The organism is Apilactobacillus pseudapinorum (assembly GCF_040369555.1).
In the GTDB taxonomy this organism is placed as follows: Bacteria; Bacillota; Bacilli; order Lactobacillales; family Lactobacillaceae; genus Apilactobacillus.
This window is the reverse complement of record NZ_BAABVU010000037.1, coordinates 1-15,338: the sequence shown is the minus strand read 5'-3', so window position 1 is coordinate 15,338 and position 15,338 is coordinate 1. Positions and strand designations below refer to the sequence as shown.

Sequence of the window (15,338 nt, the reverse complement as noted above, 5' to 3'; positions counted from 1 at the left end):
ATGGAAAACATGGACGTCAATATTAACTTCAAGAATATTTTAGTTGCGGTTGATGACTCTGATGATGCCATTCTTGCATTCAAGTATGCAATTTCTCGTGCAAAATCAGAAAATGCAAAACTAACAATCGTTTCAGTTCTAGAAGATGAAGAAATCAACGTTTTCGAATCATTATCAGGACAATTTATTCATGGTAAGTACGAAGACTTAGAAGAACATCTAAAAGAATACAAACAAACTGCTGAAGCAGCCGGTTTGACTGATGTTGATGTAATCGCATCAACTGGTGAAGCTGGGGAAACTATCGTTGAAGATGTTATCCCTAAGGTGAAACCTGATCTACTAATCGTAGGATCAGAATCAAAGAAGGGTCTAGCTCGTCATTTCGGTAGCCAAGCCGCTTACATGGCTAAATACTCACCAGTATCTGTAATGGTGATTAGATAAAAACTGTTAATTAATACTCCTAATAATATAAAAAAGACGTAAGTATAATGCTTGCGTCTTTTTTATATTATATTTATGGATTAAAGATAAAAAAGGGTCTTTTTAGCGCAGCTATAGTATTTAAGCATTTAATTATATTTCTAATAATAGCGAAGAAAATAAGACAAAGAAAAAAGGCATCGTGAAATCACGATGCCTTTTCTCTGCTTGATAAATTACTTTATATACACATTATATAACTATTTTGATTAATTTCAAATTAACAAAATATTACAGTTTTATTGCGAAACTTTTTCATGTTCGTTTTTGACGAATAAGTAGAACTTAGCATAGGTAATTCCCATGTATGGAAATACGTAGATACCAACGATTCCGGCGGTGATTTCTGCTAAGATAATCCAACCGATAAATGAAAGTTCTAAGACAAAGTATTCTAACTTATGGTGGTTCATCATTTGACGACTTTGGGTGATTGCTTCTAAGTAACTGATTTTGTTACCGCTTAAGTATGCATCACGATAAATCCAAATTGCTTGTGAATATGAGAATGACTTGATAATTCCAGGAATAAGGAATAGTAGTGACCATAGGAAAGTAAAGATGTGAATGATAATTACTAATACAACGGTGTGCCAAAATAATCCTTGGTTATCGATAAATGAGAATGATTTACGAAATGGATTATTGAAGTCATTGTTACCACGTAATACATCAATGGTAGTTGCGAATGCACCCCAGTAAAAGATTCCAGCAATGATTTGGAAAATGATAGTCCCAAATAAAGCGGGGTATAGCTGTTGAAAAACACTACTTACATTATCTGGATCCGGAGTGATTTGGAATGCGACAGATCCCACAATAGTAGCAATTAAAAATGGGATAAATAAAACGAAGAAGAAGCGTTGTTGATAATGAAGAAGCTTCTTGGCAGCATTTTTTTCTTCAAAACGTTCGAACATGTTTATGCCTCCAGTATGATTTAATACTTTAATAATACTATAGATACTAAAAAAACCATAGCCTTCGCTATGGTTTTTCCATTATCATTAGATGTTTTTCCAAGTATCGTGACCGATTGATGGGAATAGGTGCACGTTTCTTTCGATTTCTAGTGGAGTCATCTTCATGTTAACTGCTGGGACAATCATGTCGATTGCGTTATCAGCTTGGTCAGAAATTTCAGTGAAACCAACTAGACGGTGTTCTTTATCAAAGATGTAGGCATTCTTAACAACTGGTTCTTTAGTGATTTGTCTGAACCAAGTATCAGTTAAGTCATGTTCTTCGACAGTGTATTCATCACTAGCGTTTGCTTCATCAACAGTCACACCCATTTGACTGATACGAGGTGAAGTAAATACAACTGATGGAATAGCTGGGAAGTCGATTGGTTGATCAGTTTCACCGGCAAATAAATGCTTTAGGTATTGTGATTCAAAAGTAGCAGTAGGAGTTAAGTTTGGTTGACCAGTAGCGGCAACGTCACCAGAAGCGTAAATGTTTTCAACTGAAGTTTGTAGGTATTCGTTAACTTCAATTCCCTTCTTAGCGTCGAACTTAACACCAACTTCTTCTAGTCCCATGTTGTGAACCATTGGAACACGACCAGAAGCATCTAGAATGTAATCAACAGTTAGTTGTTGGTTGTCAGCGTAAGTAACAGTGTATTCGTCACCGTTTTGTTCAAATGCGCGTAAACCAGAGTTTTCAACAAACTTGATACCTGATTTCTTCATTTCGTCCATTAGGATTTGTACGTAAGGTTGGTAGAAAGGACGTAGTGCCTTGTCGCCGTGCATGAACATAGTAACGTCTGCACCAGATTCGTTAGCCATAGTAGCAAATTCCATTGCAATGTAACCAGTACCGATCACTGCCATACGTTTTGGCATGTCTTCTAGTTCCATGAAGTCTTGTGAATCATGTGATAATTCAGTACCTTCGATTTCCACCTTGTGTGGAGTTAAACCAGTAGCGATAACGATTTTATCTGAAGTAACGTGTTCACCATTGATTTCTAGAGTGTGAGCATCAGTGAACTTAGCAAAACCATGGATAACATCCATGCCTAGGCTCTTCATAGTAGCTTCACGGTCTACTTTAATGGGTAGAATTCCTTCACGTTTGTGTTTGATGTTTTCTTTCCAGTTAAGCTTTGTATCACCTTCAACGATACCTTTCATTCTTCTTTGGGTTTTAGCCAAAGTAACAGGTCCATCTAAAGTGATTTTGGCGTTACAACCCCAGTTAGGGCAAGTTCCACCAACAGCAACTGCTTCTACGAAAGCAATTTTGAAACCTTGTTTGCAAAGTGTCTTGGCACCGTCGAAAGCGGCGTGTCCAGATCCGATGTAAACAACATCGTAATCGAAGTTAGGATTTTTCATAATCATTAGCCTCCATATTTTTATGGCATATTTAATTTTCCTGTATACTTTAAATTTACATTATTATAGGAAATAACACAAATATATTGACTATGATTTAATCGTAAAAAACCGCATTAGACAAATTGTCCAATGCGGTTTTAACTGGTAAACTTAATTTAGTTTTATAGTTGTTGCCATGCATCGCTTCCGATAGTTGGGAATAGGTGCACGATTTTGTTAATTTGTGATTTGTCTAATTGTAAAGCGACGGCTGGTAGAATTGAATCAATCACACTATCAGCTTCAGGTGAAACTTCAGTTGCACCAACTAGATGGTGTTGTTTGTCAAAGACTAATGTACGCTTAGCAATGTGTTCATTAGTAATTGCACGATACCAATCTGTAGTCATGTCATGTTCTTCAACAGTGTATTCGTCACTCTTCTTTGCTTCTTCAACAGAGATACCCACTTGAGCGATACGAGGACTTGTAAATACGGTTGTTGGAATAGCAGGGAATTCAATTGGGTCTGTGTTTTCACCTGTAAATAAACTAGTTAGATATTGTGATTCAAACATTGCTGTAGGAGTAAGTTTTGGTTGACCAGTAACAGCTACATCACCAGAAGCATAAATTCCTTCAACAGAAGTTTGTAAATGATCATCTACAATAATTCCTTTGTTATCATACTTAACTCCAACTTCATCTAAGCCGATGTTTTCAACGTTTGGAATACGACCAGTCGCATCTAATGCGAAGTCAGTGAAGATAGGACCGTTATTAGTTTCAATAGTCATCTTACATTTTTCGCCATGGAATTCTTTGATTTCAGTGTTTTCTACAAATTTAACACCTTTTTCTTTAAGATCATTTACGACCTCATCTACGTATTCTTTATCAAATTGACGAAGAGCACGGTCACCATGCATCAACACAGTTACTTCAGATCCTGCTGCATTTGCGATTGTAGCAAATTCCATTGCAATGTATCCAGAACCGATAATCGCAACGTGAACTGGAAGTTCTTCTAAGTTCAAGAATTCTTTAGAATCTGAAGCCATTTCATTACCTGGAACATCTAAACGATTTGGACGTAATCCAGTAGCGATGACAATTTTATCAGATGAATAATTTTTTCCATCTACGGAAACAGTATGATTATCAACTAATTTACCATATCCGTGTATAACATCAATGCCGAATGCTTTTAATCCGCCTTCGATAGCACCTGAAATACCATCAATTACTTTGTGCTTGTTTAACATGTTTTGGGTCCAATCGATTGAAAGATCACCTTTAACAATGTTTTTTAAACGATTTTGAGTTTCTTTAACTTGTACTGGTAAGTCTAGAGCAATTTTAGCGTTACAACCCCAGTTGGGACAAGTACCACCAATTTTATCTGCTTCAATAACAGCTACTTTGTAACCCTTAGCAGCAAGTGGCATAGCACCGTCAAAAGTACCATGACCTGCACCAATATATAATACGTCATAATCAAAATTATTAGTCATATTTATCATTTCCTTTTCAATAGATATTAATGAAACATCAATTACATATAACATAAACTTAGTAACGGATTAATTCAAACATTTAGCCTTAGATTAATTAGTACAAGATTGATAAAAACTTTTGACATCACAATTATAGTATAAAAAAACATAAAAGTAATCTCTTTAAATAAACATAAATAAGTATATACTTCATACTGTAAGTTACTATTGTAAAGAAATGAGGGTTTAATATGACAAAAAAAGTTGCATTTGTTACCGGTGCCGGTCAAGGTATCGGAAAAGCTATCGCTGTTCGATTAGCTCAAGATGGTTTCGCAGTTGCTGTTGTTAACCGTACTGCTGAAAAAGGTGAAGCTGTTGCCAAAGAAATTAACGCAAATGGTGGTCAAGCTATTGCTGTTCAAGCTGACGTTGCTGACCGTGATCAAGTATTCAGCGCTGTAGAAACTACAGTTAAAGAATTTGGTGATTTAAACGTTGTTGTTAACAATGCCGGTGTAGGTCCAACTACACCTGTCGACACCATTACTCCAGAACAATTTAACACTGTTTACAACATTAACGTTGCATCAGTTATCTGGGGTACACAAGCTGCTAAAGCTAAGTTCGAAGAATTAGGTCATGGTGGTAAGATTATCAATGCTACTTCACAAGCTGGTGTTGTTGGTAACCCTAACTTAACTCTATATGGTAGTACTAAGTTCGCTATTAGAGGTATTACTCAAACAACTGCTCGTGATTTAGCAGGTCAAGGTATCACTGTTAATGCATTTGCACCTGGTATCGTTAAGACTCCAATGATGATGGACATTGCCCATGAAGTTGGTCAAAATGCTGGTAAAGATGATGACTGGGGTATGGAACAATTCTCTAAGGATATCGCTTTAGGTCGTTTAGCTGAATCGGAAGACATCGCTGCTGGTGTATCATTCCTAGCAGGAAAAGACTCAGATTACATGACTGGTCAAACACTAATCTTAGATGGTGGTATGCAATTCCACTAAAATCATATTATTATATGAAAAAAAGAACCACTTCATTAAGAAGTGGTTCTTTTTTGTGAGATATACAAAAACAAACTTTATTTCTTTTAACAAAAAAGTACCCCAAAGATAAAATCTTCAAAGTACTTTAGTTAGTGAGCTGTGATGCTTTGAACACCATCTTCTCAGCAAAGGACTGAGTGCTTTTACCTTAAGCTAACAGCTCAAAATATTAAGTTTGTCTGTGAGATGTAATATCAAGCGACAAATAATATTAAACCACATTCATAATTTGAATGCAAGAATTTTTGAGAAAAAAATTAATCTCAGTTATAATTTAAATAAATATTTAAAACAACCAATTAGGAGATGAATGATTGTGAGCTTAATGACTATCGTATTCTTTATTTTAGGATTCATTGCATTATTTATTATTTCTACATTATCAACAATGTTAGTTATATCTTTAAAAAGTAAGCGTGACAGAAACAATCAAAACAAGTAATATCAAGAGTTACCTTATCGGATATAAAAAATATTTATAACAAACTTATCCTTTGACTATATCTTTTATAGTGTTCTATAGTGTTCTACATTGATTAAATAATGATAATTATATTTGAATATCTATAGGAGGATTTCACAATGGGAGTATTTATTAACTCAATTCAAAGTGTCCTAGTTGTTGTTCTAATTATGGTATTAGGATACATTTTAAGAAAAACCGGTTGGTTTGCTGACACTTTTAGTAAGAATATTTCAAAATTAATCAAAAACGTCGCACTACCCGCTTCAATCTTTGTTGCAGTATTGAGTCGTCTAACTAGAGATAAGCTAGTTAGTTTTGGTAGTTACTTAATCTGGGGGATTATCTCAGTAGTAATTGGTTACATTATCGCCTTCATCTTGGTTAAGGTAATGAAGGTTAGAGCTGGTCGTCGTGGTGTATTTATTAACGCTATCGTTAACGCCAATACTATTTTCATTGGTCTACCATTAAACATCGCATTGTTTGGTGATAAATCAATGACTTACTTCTTGGTTTACTACATCATTAACACTGTATCGACTTGGGCATTTGGTGTCTTCTTAATCAGTAATGATGACCCTACTAAGCAAGATCAACCAAAAGAACATCACAAGATTAACTGGAAACAAGTTATTCCAATGCCTTTAGTTGGTTTCTTAGTTGCTTTGGTATTCTTATTACTAAACATTCCAGTTTTAAAAGTTCCTTTCTTATCACAAACTTTATCATATGTTGGTAGCTTAGTTACTCCATTATCACTAATTTACATTGGTATTGTATTAGCTGATGCTGGTTTGAAGAGTATTTCATTCGATCGCGATACTGTCGTTGCTTTATTAGGACGTTTCGTTTTAGCTCCAGTTATTATGATTTCAATATTAGCAGTTGCTGCTCACGGTGGTGTATCACTACCAGGTATGTTTAACCAAACTATGATTGTTCAATCTGCTACTCCAATGCTAGCGGTTCTTCCAATCTTAGCTGCTGAATCACACGGTGATGTTAAGTATGCAACTAATATTGTTACTACTTCAACTGTATTGTTTATCGTAGTTATTCCTATCTTAATGACTATCGTTCAATACATCTAATTACTAAAAAACGTCGGGAATGCACCGACGTTTTTTTAATACATATAAAATTGACAAGTAAGTCCACATAGCCTAAACTTTAGGTAAATTATATGCGGAGCAAAGAAGGAATTCTCATGTTTGAAAAAATTTGTTATACATTAATGGTAATCGCTTTAATTATCATCGCTGTTGTTTACATTGTATGTTACTAAAATAAAAAGAACTGACTATGTCAGTTCTTTTTTTGTGTTCTTATCCTAGCTTTTGTAATTCGTTAATTTGTGTATCGCTTAGTTGGTAAAGAGTATCAAAAACGGTATTCAAGAATGTGTAGGGTATTTTTTCAGTGCTTTCACCAGCAATTTCGCCGGCAATACTTAAGATGCTTGCTGCTAGAACTGCTGAATCTAAACTATTATCAACCGCTAAACAAGCGCCTAAAATGCCGTCTAACATATCACCACAACCGACGTTAACCGCGAAATAAGGATGACCGTTTTGAACTTCTACGACCTTTTGACCATCGGAAATGACATCGACTACCCCTGATAATAGGCTGATACAGTTAAATTTCTTGGCAACTGCTTTGGTGATTTCGTGTAAATCGCCGTCACCATCACCGGCATCAATACCTTGGGCGTTCCATTCGATGTCAGCTAAAAAGGCCAATTCACCGGCGTTACCACGAACACCATTAAACTTAACTTCTTTTGCTACTTTTGCGAAGTTATCCTGGCGTAATTGAGAAGCGCCAATCGCGACAGGGTCAATTATGACCGGAATTCCTTTTTGGTTGGCGTACTTACCAGCAGCGATTGATTTTTCAACGTCATCATCATTAGATGATCCCATATTGATGACTAGGGCGTTAGAAATGTTGACTAAATCAGCGGCTTCTTTAATGTCGTCAAACATGATAGGAGAAGCACCGATGAAGTTAATAGCGTCTGCCACATGTTGCGGGGTAACCATGTTAGAAATATTTAAAATAATGGGTGATTGATCACGTATTTGTTTAATAGTAGTCATTATAGTTCTCCTTTAAGGGTGCTGATTGTTTTGGCAAAGTTATTAGTTTTAGTAATTGCTGATATGACGGAGATACCGTCCACATCTGTAGATAAGACATCGTGGACATTATTTAAATGAATGCCACCGATAGCGACAGCAGGGTGGTTAGCTAGTGCGTATAGTTGCACTAGACTATCGATGCCAATTGCTTCTTTGACGTGTGCCTTTGAATTAGTCGCAAAAATGGGACCAATTCCGATGTAGTCTAATCCATCGATTTTATTAGCGGCGCTAACTTCGTTTTGATCATGGGTCGATAGCCCGATAATCTTATCGCTACAAGTACTGATAACTTGTTCAATCTTAGTGTCATCTTGACCAACGTGAATTCCGTCGGCGTTGACTGCGCGCATTAATTCGATGTCATCATCAATAATGAAGGGAACTCCATATTGATTAGTAATCGTTTTAAGTTTTTGTGCGACTGCGACTTTATTTGCAAATGGTAATGTTGAACTATCCTTTTCACGGTATTGAAACATCGTAATCCCATTTTGACAGGCATTTTCAACAATCGAAATTAATTCATCAACATCATGGTTAGTGTTTTGACTTCCAGCAATGAAGTAGACCTTTAATTGTTCTGGACTAAAATGCATTTTCAGCCCCCCAATGGTTAAGTGGGCCGTGTCCATGGCCGACTAAAATTTCTGATTGTAAAATTTTATCAATGTAGGTTTTACCTTCAATGATGGCATTTTCGACAGAGTTGCCTTTTGCTAAACTAGCGACAATTGCTGATGATAAGGTATCACCAGTACCGTGTTTTCTGACGGTGTCGTATTTTGGACTTTCCATAATAAAACTATCGCCGTTTTCTAACAGAACATAGTCTTCAATCAAATCACCACTTTGGTGCCCACCTTTAATAATGACGTTCTTAGCGCCGAGTTGTTGAATAAAACTAGCAGCATCAATTACATCATCTTTAGTTTCAATCGGTTTGTTATACATAATTTGGGCTTCCGGTAGATTAGGCGTCACGATATCAGCCAATGGCAATAAGTCATTGATAATGGCGTGAATTCCTTGATCATCTAATAAGCGGGCACCACCTTTGGCGACCATTACAGGGTCAACCACTAGGGGATGGATATTATGTTTTTTAACGTTTCTAACTACAGCGCCCACTCTGATTTGGTCAAATAACGCCCCAGTCTTGGCTGCCTTAATATCGAAGTCATCAAATAAAGAATCGAATTGCGCATCTATCATTTCGACGTCAGTGGGTTGCACCATTTGCACCCCGAGTGTGTTTTGTGCAGTTAAACCAACAACAACGTTAGTGGCGAAGACGTGGTTTTCTTGCATGGTCTTAATGTCAGCTTGCATTCCGGCACCACCACCAGAATCTGATCCGGCGATGGTTAGGGTTTGGGGAACTTCTTTACTATGCATTCTTGTCACCTTCAATCACGTCAGCAAAACGCCAACCTTCTTGATAGAAAGCTTGTTGCCAGAATTCCCATTCTAGTTCAGTACTCTTTAAGAAGTATTGTTTAGCTTCGTTTAAGTCGTCCTCACTTAAGTTGGTAGCTAAGTCGTCAACCATATTGAATAAACGACGGGTTAAATCACCATCACTGGCTTCACCGTCATCCATATAGAAATCAATCCAACTCTTGAACTTGTTAGCGTCAGTGTTTTTACCTAATGCGGTAATTTGTTTGGCGATTTCATTGTATGTCCAAGGACAAGGTAGTAATGCACAAATGATGTTGATTAATTTACCTGATTGAACGGCACGATACATATGTGATTGGTATAAGTATGCCTTAGGACTAGGGGTAGCGTGTTGAAGTGATTCGTATTCCACACCTGCGATATCACAGAAAACGTGATGCGGGTGGATTTCACTATTTAAAATAAAATTGATGTTTTCCGCAAAGAATCGCATATCATCGCGATCATTTAAAAGTGGGATGATGCTAGCGTAAATCTTGATAAATTCTGACAAGTATTGAAAATCCTGTTCGACGTAGAATTTTAGTGCGGCATCATCGACGTGTCCGTTACCGATACCTTGAACGAAGGGATGATCGTAAATAGCCTGTAAGATTGGATCAGCCGCTTTAGTTAATTGATGAGAAAACATGTATGTAAAACCTCCAGAATGCTGCCGAAAATAAAAATACCCTCCTACGCGAGAGTAGAAGGGTACACTTGTAATTTGTTTAATTATTTACAATTGGAGTGCGCCAGACTTCCTTCGCTAGTGTTAACTAGATCAGGTTCAATGGGTATTATCTCAGCCTTGCGGCACCCCAGTGGACAGCAGTTATTTATTTAATTCATATAATAGTATATCGAATTATCGATATTCGGTAAACCACTAGTTTTATAAAATCCGAATATAAATAAAGTTAACTCCGTGAATTGTTCGCTAATTATGTTCGCTAATTATATAGTAGGAATTCGAAATGTAATTGATTTAAATTATCAATAGAAATTGCGAATTCTAATGGATGGGTAGCATTAAGGCTTGCTCCAAGGAAGTTTGCGGTGTGACCCCAACCTGAATCGGCATCATCAAACATCATCGATGCAGTTGATCCATAGATATTTTCTTTGATATTAGCAATGCTATTCTTCTTACCTAATGTGCTTCCGGCCCAATTTTCAGCCCATCCGTTTGAGTTATATTGACCAAATACACTTTTTAGTACGTTTAAGTCGTGATCATTTTGTGTATCAATGTCCCATTTATCTGCGCTATAGCCATTCGCAATTTGGGTTGCGGCTGCTAGTGCGCGGTCGGTTACGATTAATTTTGCTGGGGCTTGATTGTTACTTAATTTTTGACTAAGTTGATTAATTAAATCAGCAGTGTATTGAGAGAGTTCTCTTTGGGTATTGGTATCTAGATTTGTAGGGTTAGCCATTCTTTTAGTGTCACTTGTTTTAGGGTGGAATACATTAACTTTATGGCTTTTCTTGATGAAGTCATTGCTGTAGTTGTCAGCTTGTTCGAATTGGTTAGTACTACTGTTAAAGCTGAATAAGAAACCAGCTGGTGCAACTAATTTATCTGATGCGTTAGCAGTAGGGTGCTTACTGGCACCATATCCGAAAGCATCAACTGAAGAATAGGTAGAGACTTTCTTCTTACTTTTCTTTTTAGCGTGCTTTTTGATAACCACTTTTTTGTGGGTGGTTTTATGACTCGCATAAGCAGTATTTGAACTAGAGTATGAAGAGAAACTTAATGAAAGTACCATAATCATAATCATGTTGATAATGGCAAAACGACTAATTCTGTGCATTTCATACACTCCTTTGTTATTGATGATTTTATGCTACCACAAACGTGATTAGTTAATTCTTAAGAATTGGTAAAAAATTAATTATGTATAGCAACTACATTATGATTGTGCTTTAATTAAATAAAGTAGATTATTGTTACTGATTACGATAGAGGGGTTTAAGATATGAAAAAAAGAATAATGGTTGCTGCACTAAGTGCATTGATAATTCTTCAAGTTATTGTACTTACCAACGTGACAGCTAGTGCCGCTAAAGTTCACAGCGGTCTTCCTAGATTTGCTCGTGGTTATTGGGCATCTAAGAATTTGGTGAAGTACCACAAGTACCGTAACTTTAAGTTGTCTAAGGACACCTTTGCGATTGATGGTATCGATATGGAAGGTGTTAATTACTCATATCTGAAGAGAAACGATACGCATGCTGGATACAGTTTAGGAACCATTATGTACAGCAGCTTTAAGAAAATCGGTAATAATAAGTATCATATCTATGCTAAAAAACAATCTCCTCTTAACTATGCTGATGCTGCTGAAATTACAGCAGTCGGTAAGCACAAAATTAAAGTTAAACTATTCAAAAAAGGCCACCGCAATTTCGGTGGATCCAACTATACTTTGTACAAAATCAATAAACACAGTTACAGTCAACTAGCGAAAAAAGACTAATCATATACAAGGTTTATGTAAAGCTATATAATGATATCAAGATCATGCAAGGGAGTATCTTTTAATATATGCGTAAAGTCAAAAAAGCAATTATTATCACCACCACATCATTAGTTGCGGTATTGGCATTAAATGCCTGTGGCCAAACTAATGCCCAAACTACTAATAATAAAACTACTACTACTAAAGTAGCTAAAGCTAAACAAGTGGGTGTGCATCCATCACCTAATGCATGGAAACGCTCATCAGAAAACAAACCATATCCTAATATGACACTAAAGAACCATAACTGGTTCGATGTTTCGATTAAAGACCAAAGAGTATACGTTAAGAACCCTGCTGGCAAGGTACTATATACCATGCTTTGTTCTACCGGAAATGACAATGGAACTCCACGTGGGACTTTCCATATTCAAGCAGAACGCGGTAGTCACTTCTATAATGCATCATCGAAAGAAGGAGCCAACTACTGGACTTCATTCTTAGACCATGGAGTTTACCTATTCCACTCAGTCCCAGTTAATAAATCCGGTCACTACTTACAAAAAGATGCCCATGAATTAGGGAAAGTGGCCAATTCACATGGTTGTGTTAGACTTTCTATCCCAGACGCTAAGTGGGTTAACTCACATGTCCCAACCGGAACTAAAGTCGTTATTCATTAATATAAACAAAAAGACGTTCGATAAAACGAACGTCTTTTTTAGTGGACAAATAAAATGTCCAATAGTAATAATGTCATCACGACGATTACGCCGATAATACATAAAATATTTTTGTTTCTAAATGAATATTGCTTCTTATATAAACCAATTAATAATGTAATTAAAGCGATAATTCCAATCACATACATAATGATTAATTTAATTTGCACTGAAATATCGTTAGCTATCAATTTATTCACCTACGATTATTTGGTTAATAATTGGTATGCATAACGAGCAGTCCAAGGATGACCATTTTCACGCATATGAATCACACCACGTTTTTCAAAACCGTTTGAATCTATAACGTGTTGCATACCTAGATTTTCAGGATGAGTATCGATTCGGATGTCCTTGAATCCTAGGACACGAGAAACGGTAATTAATCCACTAACTAATTTTTCTGAAAGGTGTTGGCCACGGAACTCATTTGAGATGGCAACGCGGTGAATAGCAGCGTAGTGAGCTTCAGAACCGTTAACCCACTCACCGTCTTCGATCTTTAAGTAGTTAGGATCAATCCCTTGGTGAATAGTTGCAGTACCGGCTACTTGGCCGTTAGTGATTAACACGTAGTTGATTCCATCTTTAATGTCTTTGATTAAATCTTCGTCAGCTGGATAACCATGTTGCCATTGGTCGATTCCTTGTTCATGTAAGTATTTAATTGCTGAATGAATAATATCCAAAATTGCTGGTAAATCTTCTTCAGTAGATTTCTTCAAGTATGTTGCGGGCATTTTTACACTTCCTTTATGAAAATTATAAGACAAAAGTATATAGAAAAACGTTGCAATTTGCAACGTTTGTAATTTTTATCTATTAATAGGATACCGCAAAATGCTGATTAGTAAACCAATTAGCTATGGTAAAGAAATCTTCATTGCCATTCCCATACCGCCTCCGATACAGATAGTTGCTAATCCATTTTTGTTGTTGGTTCTTTGCAAGTTGTAGATTAGTGAACCGATGATGCGTGCACCAGAATCACCTAAGGGATGTCCCATTGCGATGGCACCACCTGAAATATTTAGCTTATTCATATCAATTTTGTAATCTTGAGCAACTGCAAGGACTTGGGCAGCGAATGCTTCATTTAATTCTACTAAATCAATATCATCCATTGATAAGTTTAGTTTTTCAAATAACGCTTTAGTAGCATCGTATGGTGCGTAACCCATGTAGTCAGGATCGCATCCAGTTTCCGCATATCCATCAATTACTGCTAGTGGAGTCACATTTAAACGTTTAGCAGCCGATTCACTCATTAATAGTAATGCTGAAGCACCGTCATTTAAACTAGCAGCGTTTCCAGCAGTTACACTACCATCTTCTTTAAATGCAGGACGAAGTTTGTTTAAAACTTCTACAGAGGTATCACGACGAATGTTTTCATCTTGCTTCATAATATAGGATTCTTTTTTTGTTTTAATTTCAATTGGCACGATTTCTTTATCAAAGAAACCATTATCAAATGCATTGACTGCTCGCATATGTGATTGATATGCAAATTCATCTTGTTGTTGACGACTAATATTAAACTTTTTAGCAACGTTTTCAGCTGTGATCCCCATTGGTTGATGGTTGAATGCATCAGTTAGTGCATCCTGGTTTAGTGAATCAATTAAGGTAACATCACCAAACTTGTGCCCTCTTCGCATATTCATATTTAAAAATGGTGCGTTGGACATGCTTTCTACTCCACCGGCCACAATAACATCAGCGTCTCCCATAGCAATTGCAGATTGAGCATTGCGAACTGCTTTTAATCCGGAACCACAAACCTGGTTGACTGTATTAGCGGTACTGCAGTAAGGGATGCTAGATTTAATTTCGATTTGTCTGGCGATGTTTTGACCAGCGCCTGCTTGAATAACATTTCCAAACACAACTTGATTTACGTCGGAAGGATTGATTCCAGCCTGTTTGATAACAGATTTAGTAACGATCGTTCCTAAGTCAACGGAAGAGAAGTTAGCTAGTGCGCCATTCATCTTCCCTATAGGAGTTCGTTTTGCTGCAGCTATAATTACTTTTTCCATATTATTAATGACGCTCCTTCTTTAATATCTATAACTATAAGTATAATGATTATTTTTATCATTTCTATAATAAAGAATAATTTTTAAGTTTAGTAGAAAGAGGAATATAATCAAATCACAAAATTTTTAACTATTTTCGAAGACGAGTTTAAGTTAAAATGAAATTCTTAAGAAAATCTTAAAAAAGTTATTGACCACTGTGTTTAAAATTGATATGATATTAATCGTTGTTAATTTTCAACAACCAAAAAAATAAATATTAAACAATCTCAAATAACCTGTTGACCTTGTCACTTGGATTTGGTAAGATAGTTTTTGCTGTTGAAAAAGTTGATTGAAATATTCAATCAAAAATATACAAAAAAGTTATTGACTTTTAGTTGCTAAGATGGCATAATATTTATTGTTATCGTCGCTTTTCTAGCGAATATGACAACCCGGTTGATAAAAATTTTAATTATAAAAATATGTTGACTTCGAGTTGACATTCTGATATACTTAAAAAGTTACCTTGAAAAAAGGAAACATCAACAAATTGGTAGATCTTTGAAAACTGAACAAGATTGATAATCGATGATGTGTAAGGAATCTTACAACGAAGTTTGTAAGAATTAAACATTGCGAAGTCAATTCGCTTATAAAATAACAATTTATTCAGAAGAGCTAAGTTAAGC

17 protein-coding genes and 1 riboswitch are annotated in these 15,338 nt (G+C 36.1%); of the genes, 6 read left to right on the top strand and 11 right to left on the bottom strand.

Annotated features, from left to right (window positions below; all coding sequences use genetic code 11):
• Positions 1–447: a universal stress protein gene (locus ABWU86_RS06375; RefSeq protein WP_435370536.1), complete on the top strand. Its 447-nt coding sequence runs from the start codon at positions 1–3 to the stop codon at positions 445–447.
• Between the two features lie 278 nt (positions 448–725).
• Here ABWU86_RS06375 and ABWU86_RS06370 read toward each other — a convergent pair whose 3' ends face one another.
• The 3 genes from ABWU86_RS06370 to ABWU86_RS06360 form a co-directional block, all read right to left on the bottom strand.
• Complete coding sequence (locus tag ABWU86_RS06370; protein ID WP_293794242.1) at positions 726–1,406, bottom strand: DUF975 family protein; 681 nt, start codon at positions 1,404–1,406, stop codon at positions 726–728.
• Between the two features lie 87 nt (positions 1,407–1,493).
• The gene (locus ABWU86_RS06365) at positions 1,494–2,834 is read right to left on the bottom strand and encodes a dihydrolipoyl dehydrogenase family protein (RefSeq protein WP_293794244.1); all 1,341 of its coding nucleotides are present in this window, start codon (positions 2,832–2,834) and stop codon (positions 1,494–1,496) included.
• Between the two features lie 164 nt (positions 2,835–2,998).
• Entirely contained in the window at positions 2,999–4,330 is a 1,332-nt protein-coding gene (locus ABWU86_RS06360; RefSeq protein ID WP_293794245.1) for a dihydrolipoyl dehydrogenase family protein, read from the bottom strand.
• Between the two features lie 233 nt (positions 4,331–4,563).
• Here ABWU86_RS06360 and ABWU86_RS06355 point away from each other — a divergent pair, with 233 nt between their 5' ends.
• The 3 genes from ABWU86_RS06355 (at position 4,564) to ABWU86_RS06345 (ending at position 6,936) form a co-directional block, all read left to right on the top strand.
• Positions 4,564–5,337 (top strand): (S)-acetoin forming diacetyl reductase, encoded by a 774-nt coding sequence (locus ABWU86_RS06355; protein ID WP_293794247.1) that lies wholly within the window; start codon positions 4,564–4,566, stop codon positions 5,335–5,337.
• A 358-nt stretch (positions 5,338–5,695) separates the two neighbouring features.
• On the top strand, positions 5,696–5,821 hold the full coding sequence (locus tag ABWU86_RS06350; RefSeq protein WP_293794249.1) for a hypothetical protein: 126 nt from the start codon (positions 5,696–5,698) through the stop codon (positions 5,819–5,821).
• Positions 5,822–5,961: 140 nt separating this feature from the next.
• Positions 5,962–6,936 carry an AEC family transporter gene (locus tag ABWU86_RS06345; RefSeq protein ID WP_293794252.1) on the top strand — a complete coding sequence of 325 codons (975 nt, stop codon included), beginning with the start codon at positions 5,962–5,964 and terminating at the stop codon, positions 6,934–6,936.
• Positions 6,937–7,170: 234 nt separating this feature from the next.
• Here ABWU86_RS06345 and thiM read toward each other — a convergent pair whose 3' ends face one another.
• The 5 genes from thiM to ABWU86_RS06320 all read right to left on the bottom strand — a co-directional run bounded on the left by thiM (position 7,171) and on the right by ABWU86_RS06320 (position 11,252).
• Positions 7,171–7,947: a hydroxyethylthiazole kinase gene (gene thiM / locus ABWU86_RS06340; RefSeq protein WP_293794254.1), complete on the bottom strand. Its 777-nt coding sequence runs from the start codon at positions 7,945–7,947 to the stop codon at positions 7,171–7,173.
• The gene (gene thiE / locus ABWU86_RS06335) at positions 7,947–8,588 is read right to left on the bottom strand and encodes a thiamine phosphate synthase (RefSeq protein WP_353322062.1); all 642 of its coding nucleotides are present in this window, start codon (positions 8,586–8,588) and stop codon (positions 7,947–7,949) included. The genes thiM and thiE overlap by 1 nt, the downstream gene beginning before the upstream one ends.
• Positions 8,578–9,387 carry a bifunctional hydroxymethylpyrimidine kinase/phosphomethylpyrimidine kinase gene (thiD, locus tag ABWU86_RS06330; protein ID WP_353322060.1) on the bottom strand — a complete coding sequence of 270 codons (810 nt, stop codon included), beginning with the start codon at positions 9,385–9,387 and terminating at the stop codon, positions 8,578–8,580. Before thiD ends, thiE begins: the two co-directional genes overlap by 11 nt.
• Positions 9,380–10,084 carry a thiaminase II gene (gene tenA, locus ABWU86_RS06325; RefSeq protein WP_353322058.1) on the bottom strand — a complete coding sequence of 235 codons (705 nt, stop codon included), beginning with the start codon at positions 10,082–10,084 and terminating at the stop codon, positions 9,380–9,382. Before tenA ends, thiD begins: the two co-directional genes overlap by 8 nt.
• Before the next feature lie 92 nt (positions 10,085–10,176).
• Positions 10,177–10,266: riboswitch (TPP riboswitch) on the bottom strand.
• 119 nt (positions 10,267–10,385) lie between these two features.
• Complete coding sequence (locus tag ABWU86_RS06320; RefSeq protein WP_353322056.1) at positions 10,386–11,252, bottom strand: SEC10/PgrA surface exclusion domain-containing protein; 867 nt, start codon at positions 11,250–11,252, stop codon at positions 10,386–10,388.
• Positions 11,253–11,417: 165 nt separating this feature from the next.
• Here ABWU86_RS06320 and ABWU86_RS06315 point away from each other — a divergent pair, with 165 nt between their 5' ends.
• Entirely contained in the window at positions 11,418–11,918 is a 501-nt protein-coding gene (locus ABWU86_RS06315) for a hypothetical protein (RefSeq protein ID WP_353322054.1), read from the top strand.
• 68 nt (positions 11,919–11,986) lie between these two features.
• Positions 11,987–12,583 (top strand): L,D-transpeptidase, encoded by a 597-nt coding sequence (locus ABWU86_RS06310; RefSeq protein ID WP_353322052.1) that lies wholly within the window; start codon positions 11,987–11,989, stop codon positions 12,581–12,583.
• Between the two features lie 38 nt (positions 12,584–12,621).
• On the opposite strand, the gene ABWU86_RS06305 is transcribed toward ABWU86_RS06310, so the two are convergent.
• The 3 genes from ABWU86_RS06305 to ABWU86_RS06295 form a co-directional block, all read right to left on the bottom strand.
• The gene (locus ABWU86_RS06305) at positions 12,622–12,813 is read right to left on the bottom strand and encodes a hypothetical protein (RefSeq protein WP_293794266.1); all 192 of its coding nucleotides are present in this window, start codon (positions 12,811–12,813) and stop codon (positions 12,622–12,624) included.
• A gap of 15 nt (positions 12,814–12,828) precedes the next feature.
• Positions 12,829–13,362, bottom strand: a complete 534-nt coding sequence (locus ABWU86_RS06300) for a GNAT family N-acetyltransferase (RefSeq protein ID WP_293794267.1) — start codon at positions 13,360–13,362, stop codon at positions 12,829–12,831.
• A gap of 123 nt (positions 13,363–13,485) precedes the next feature.
• Positions 13,486–14,664 carry an acetyl-CoA C-acetyltransferase gene (locus tag ABWU86_RS06295; protein WP_353322049.1) on the bottom strand — a complete coding sequence of 393 codons (1,179 nt, stop codon included), beginning with the start codon at positions 14,662–14,664 and terminating at the stop codon, positions 13,486–13,488.
• Between the last annotated feature and the right edge of the window lie 674 nt (positions 14,665–15,338).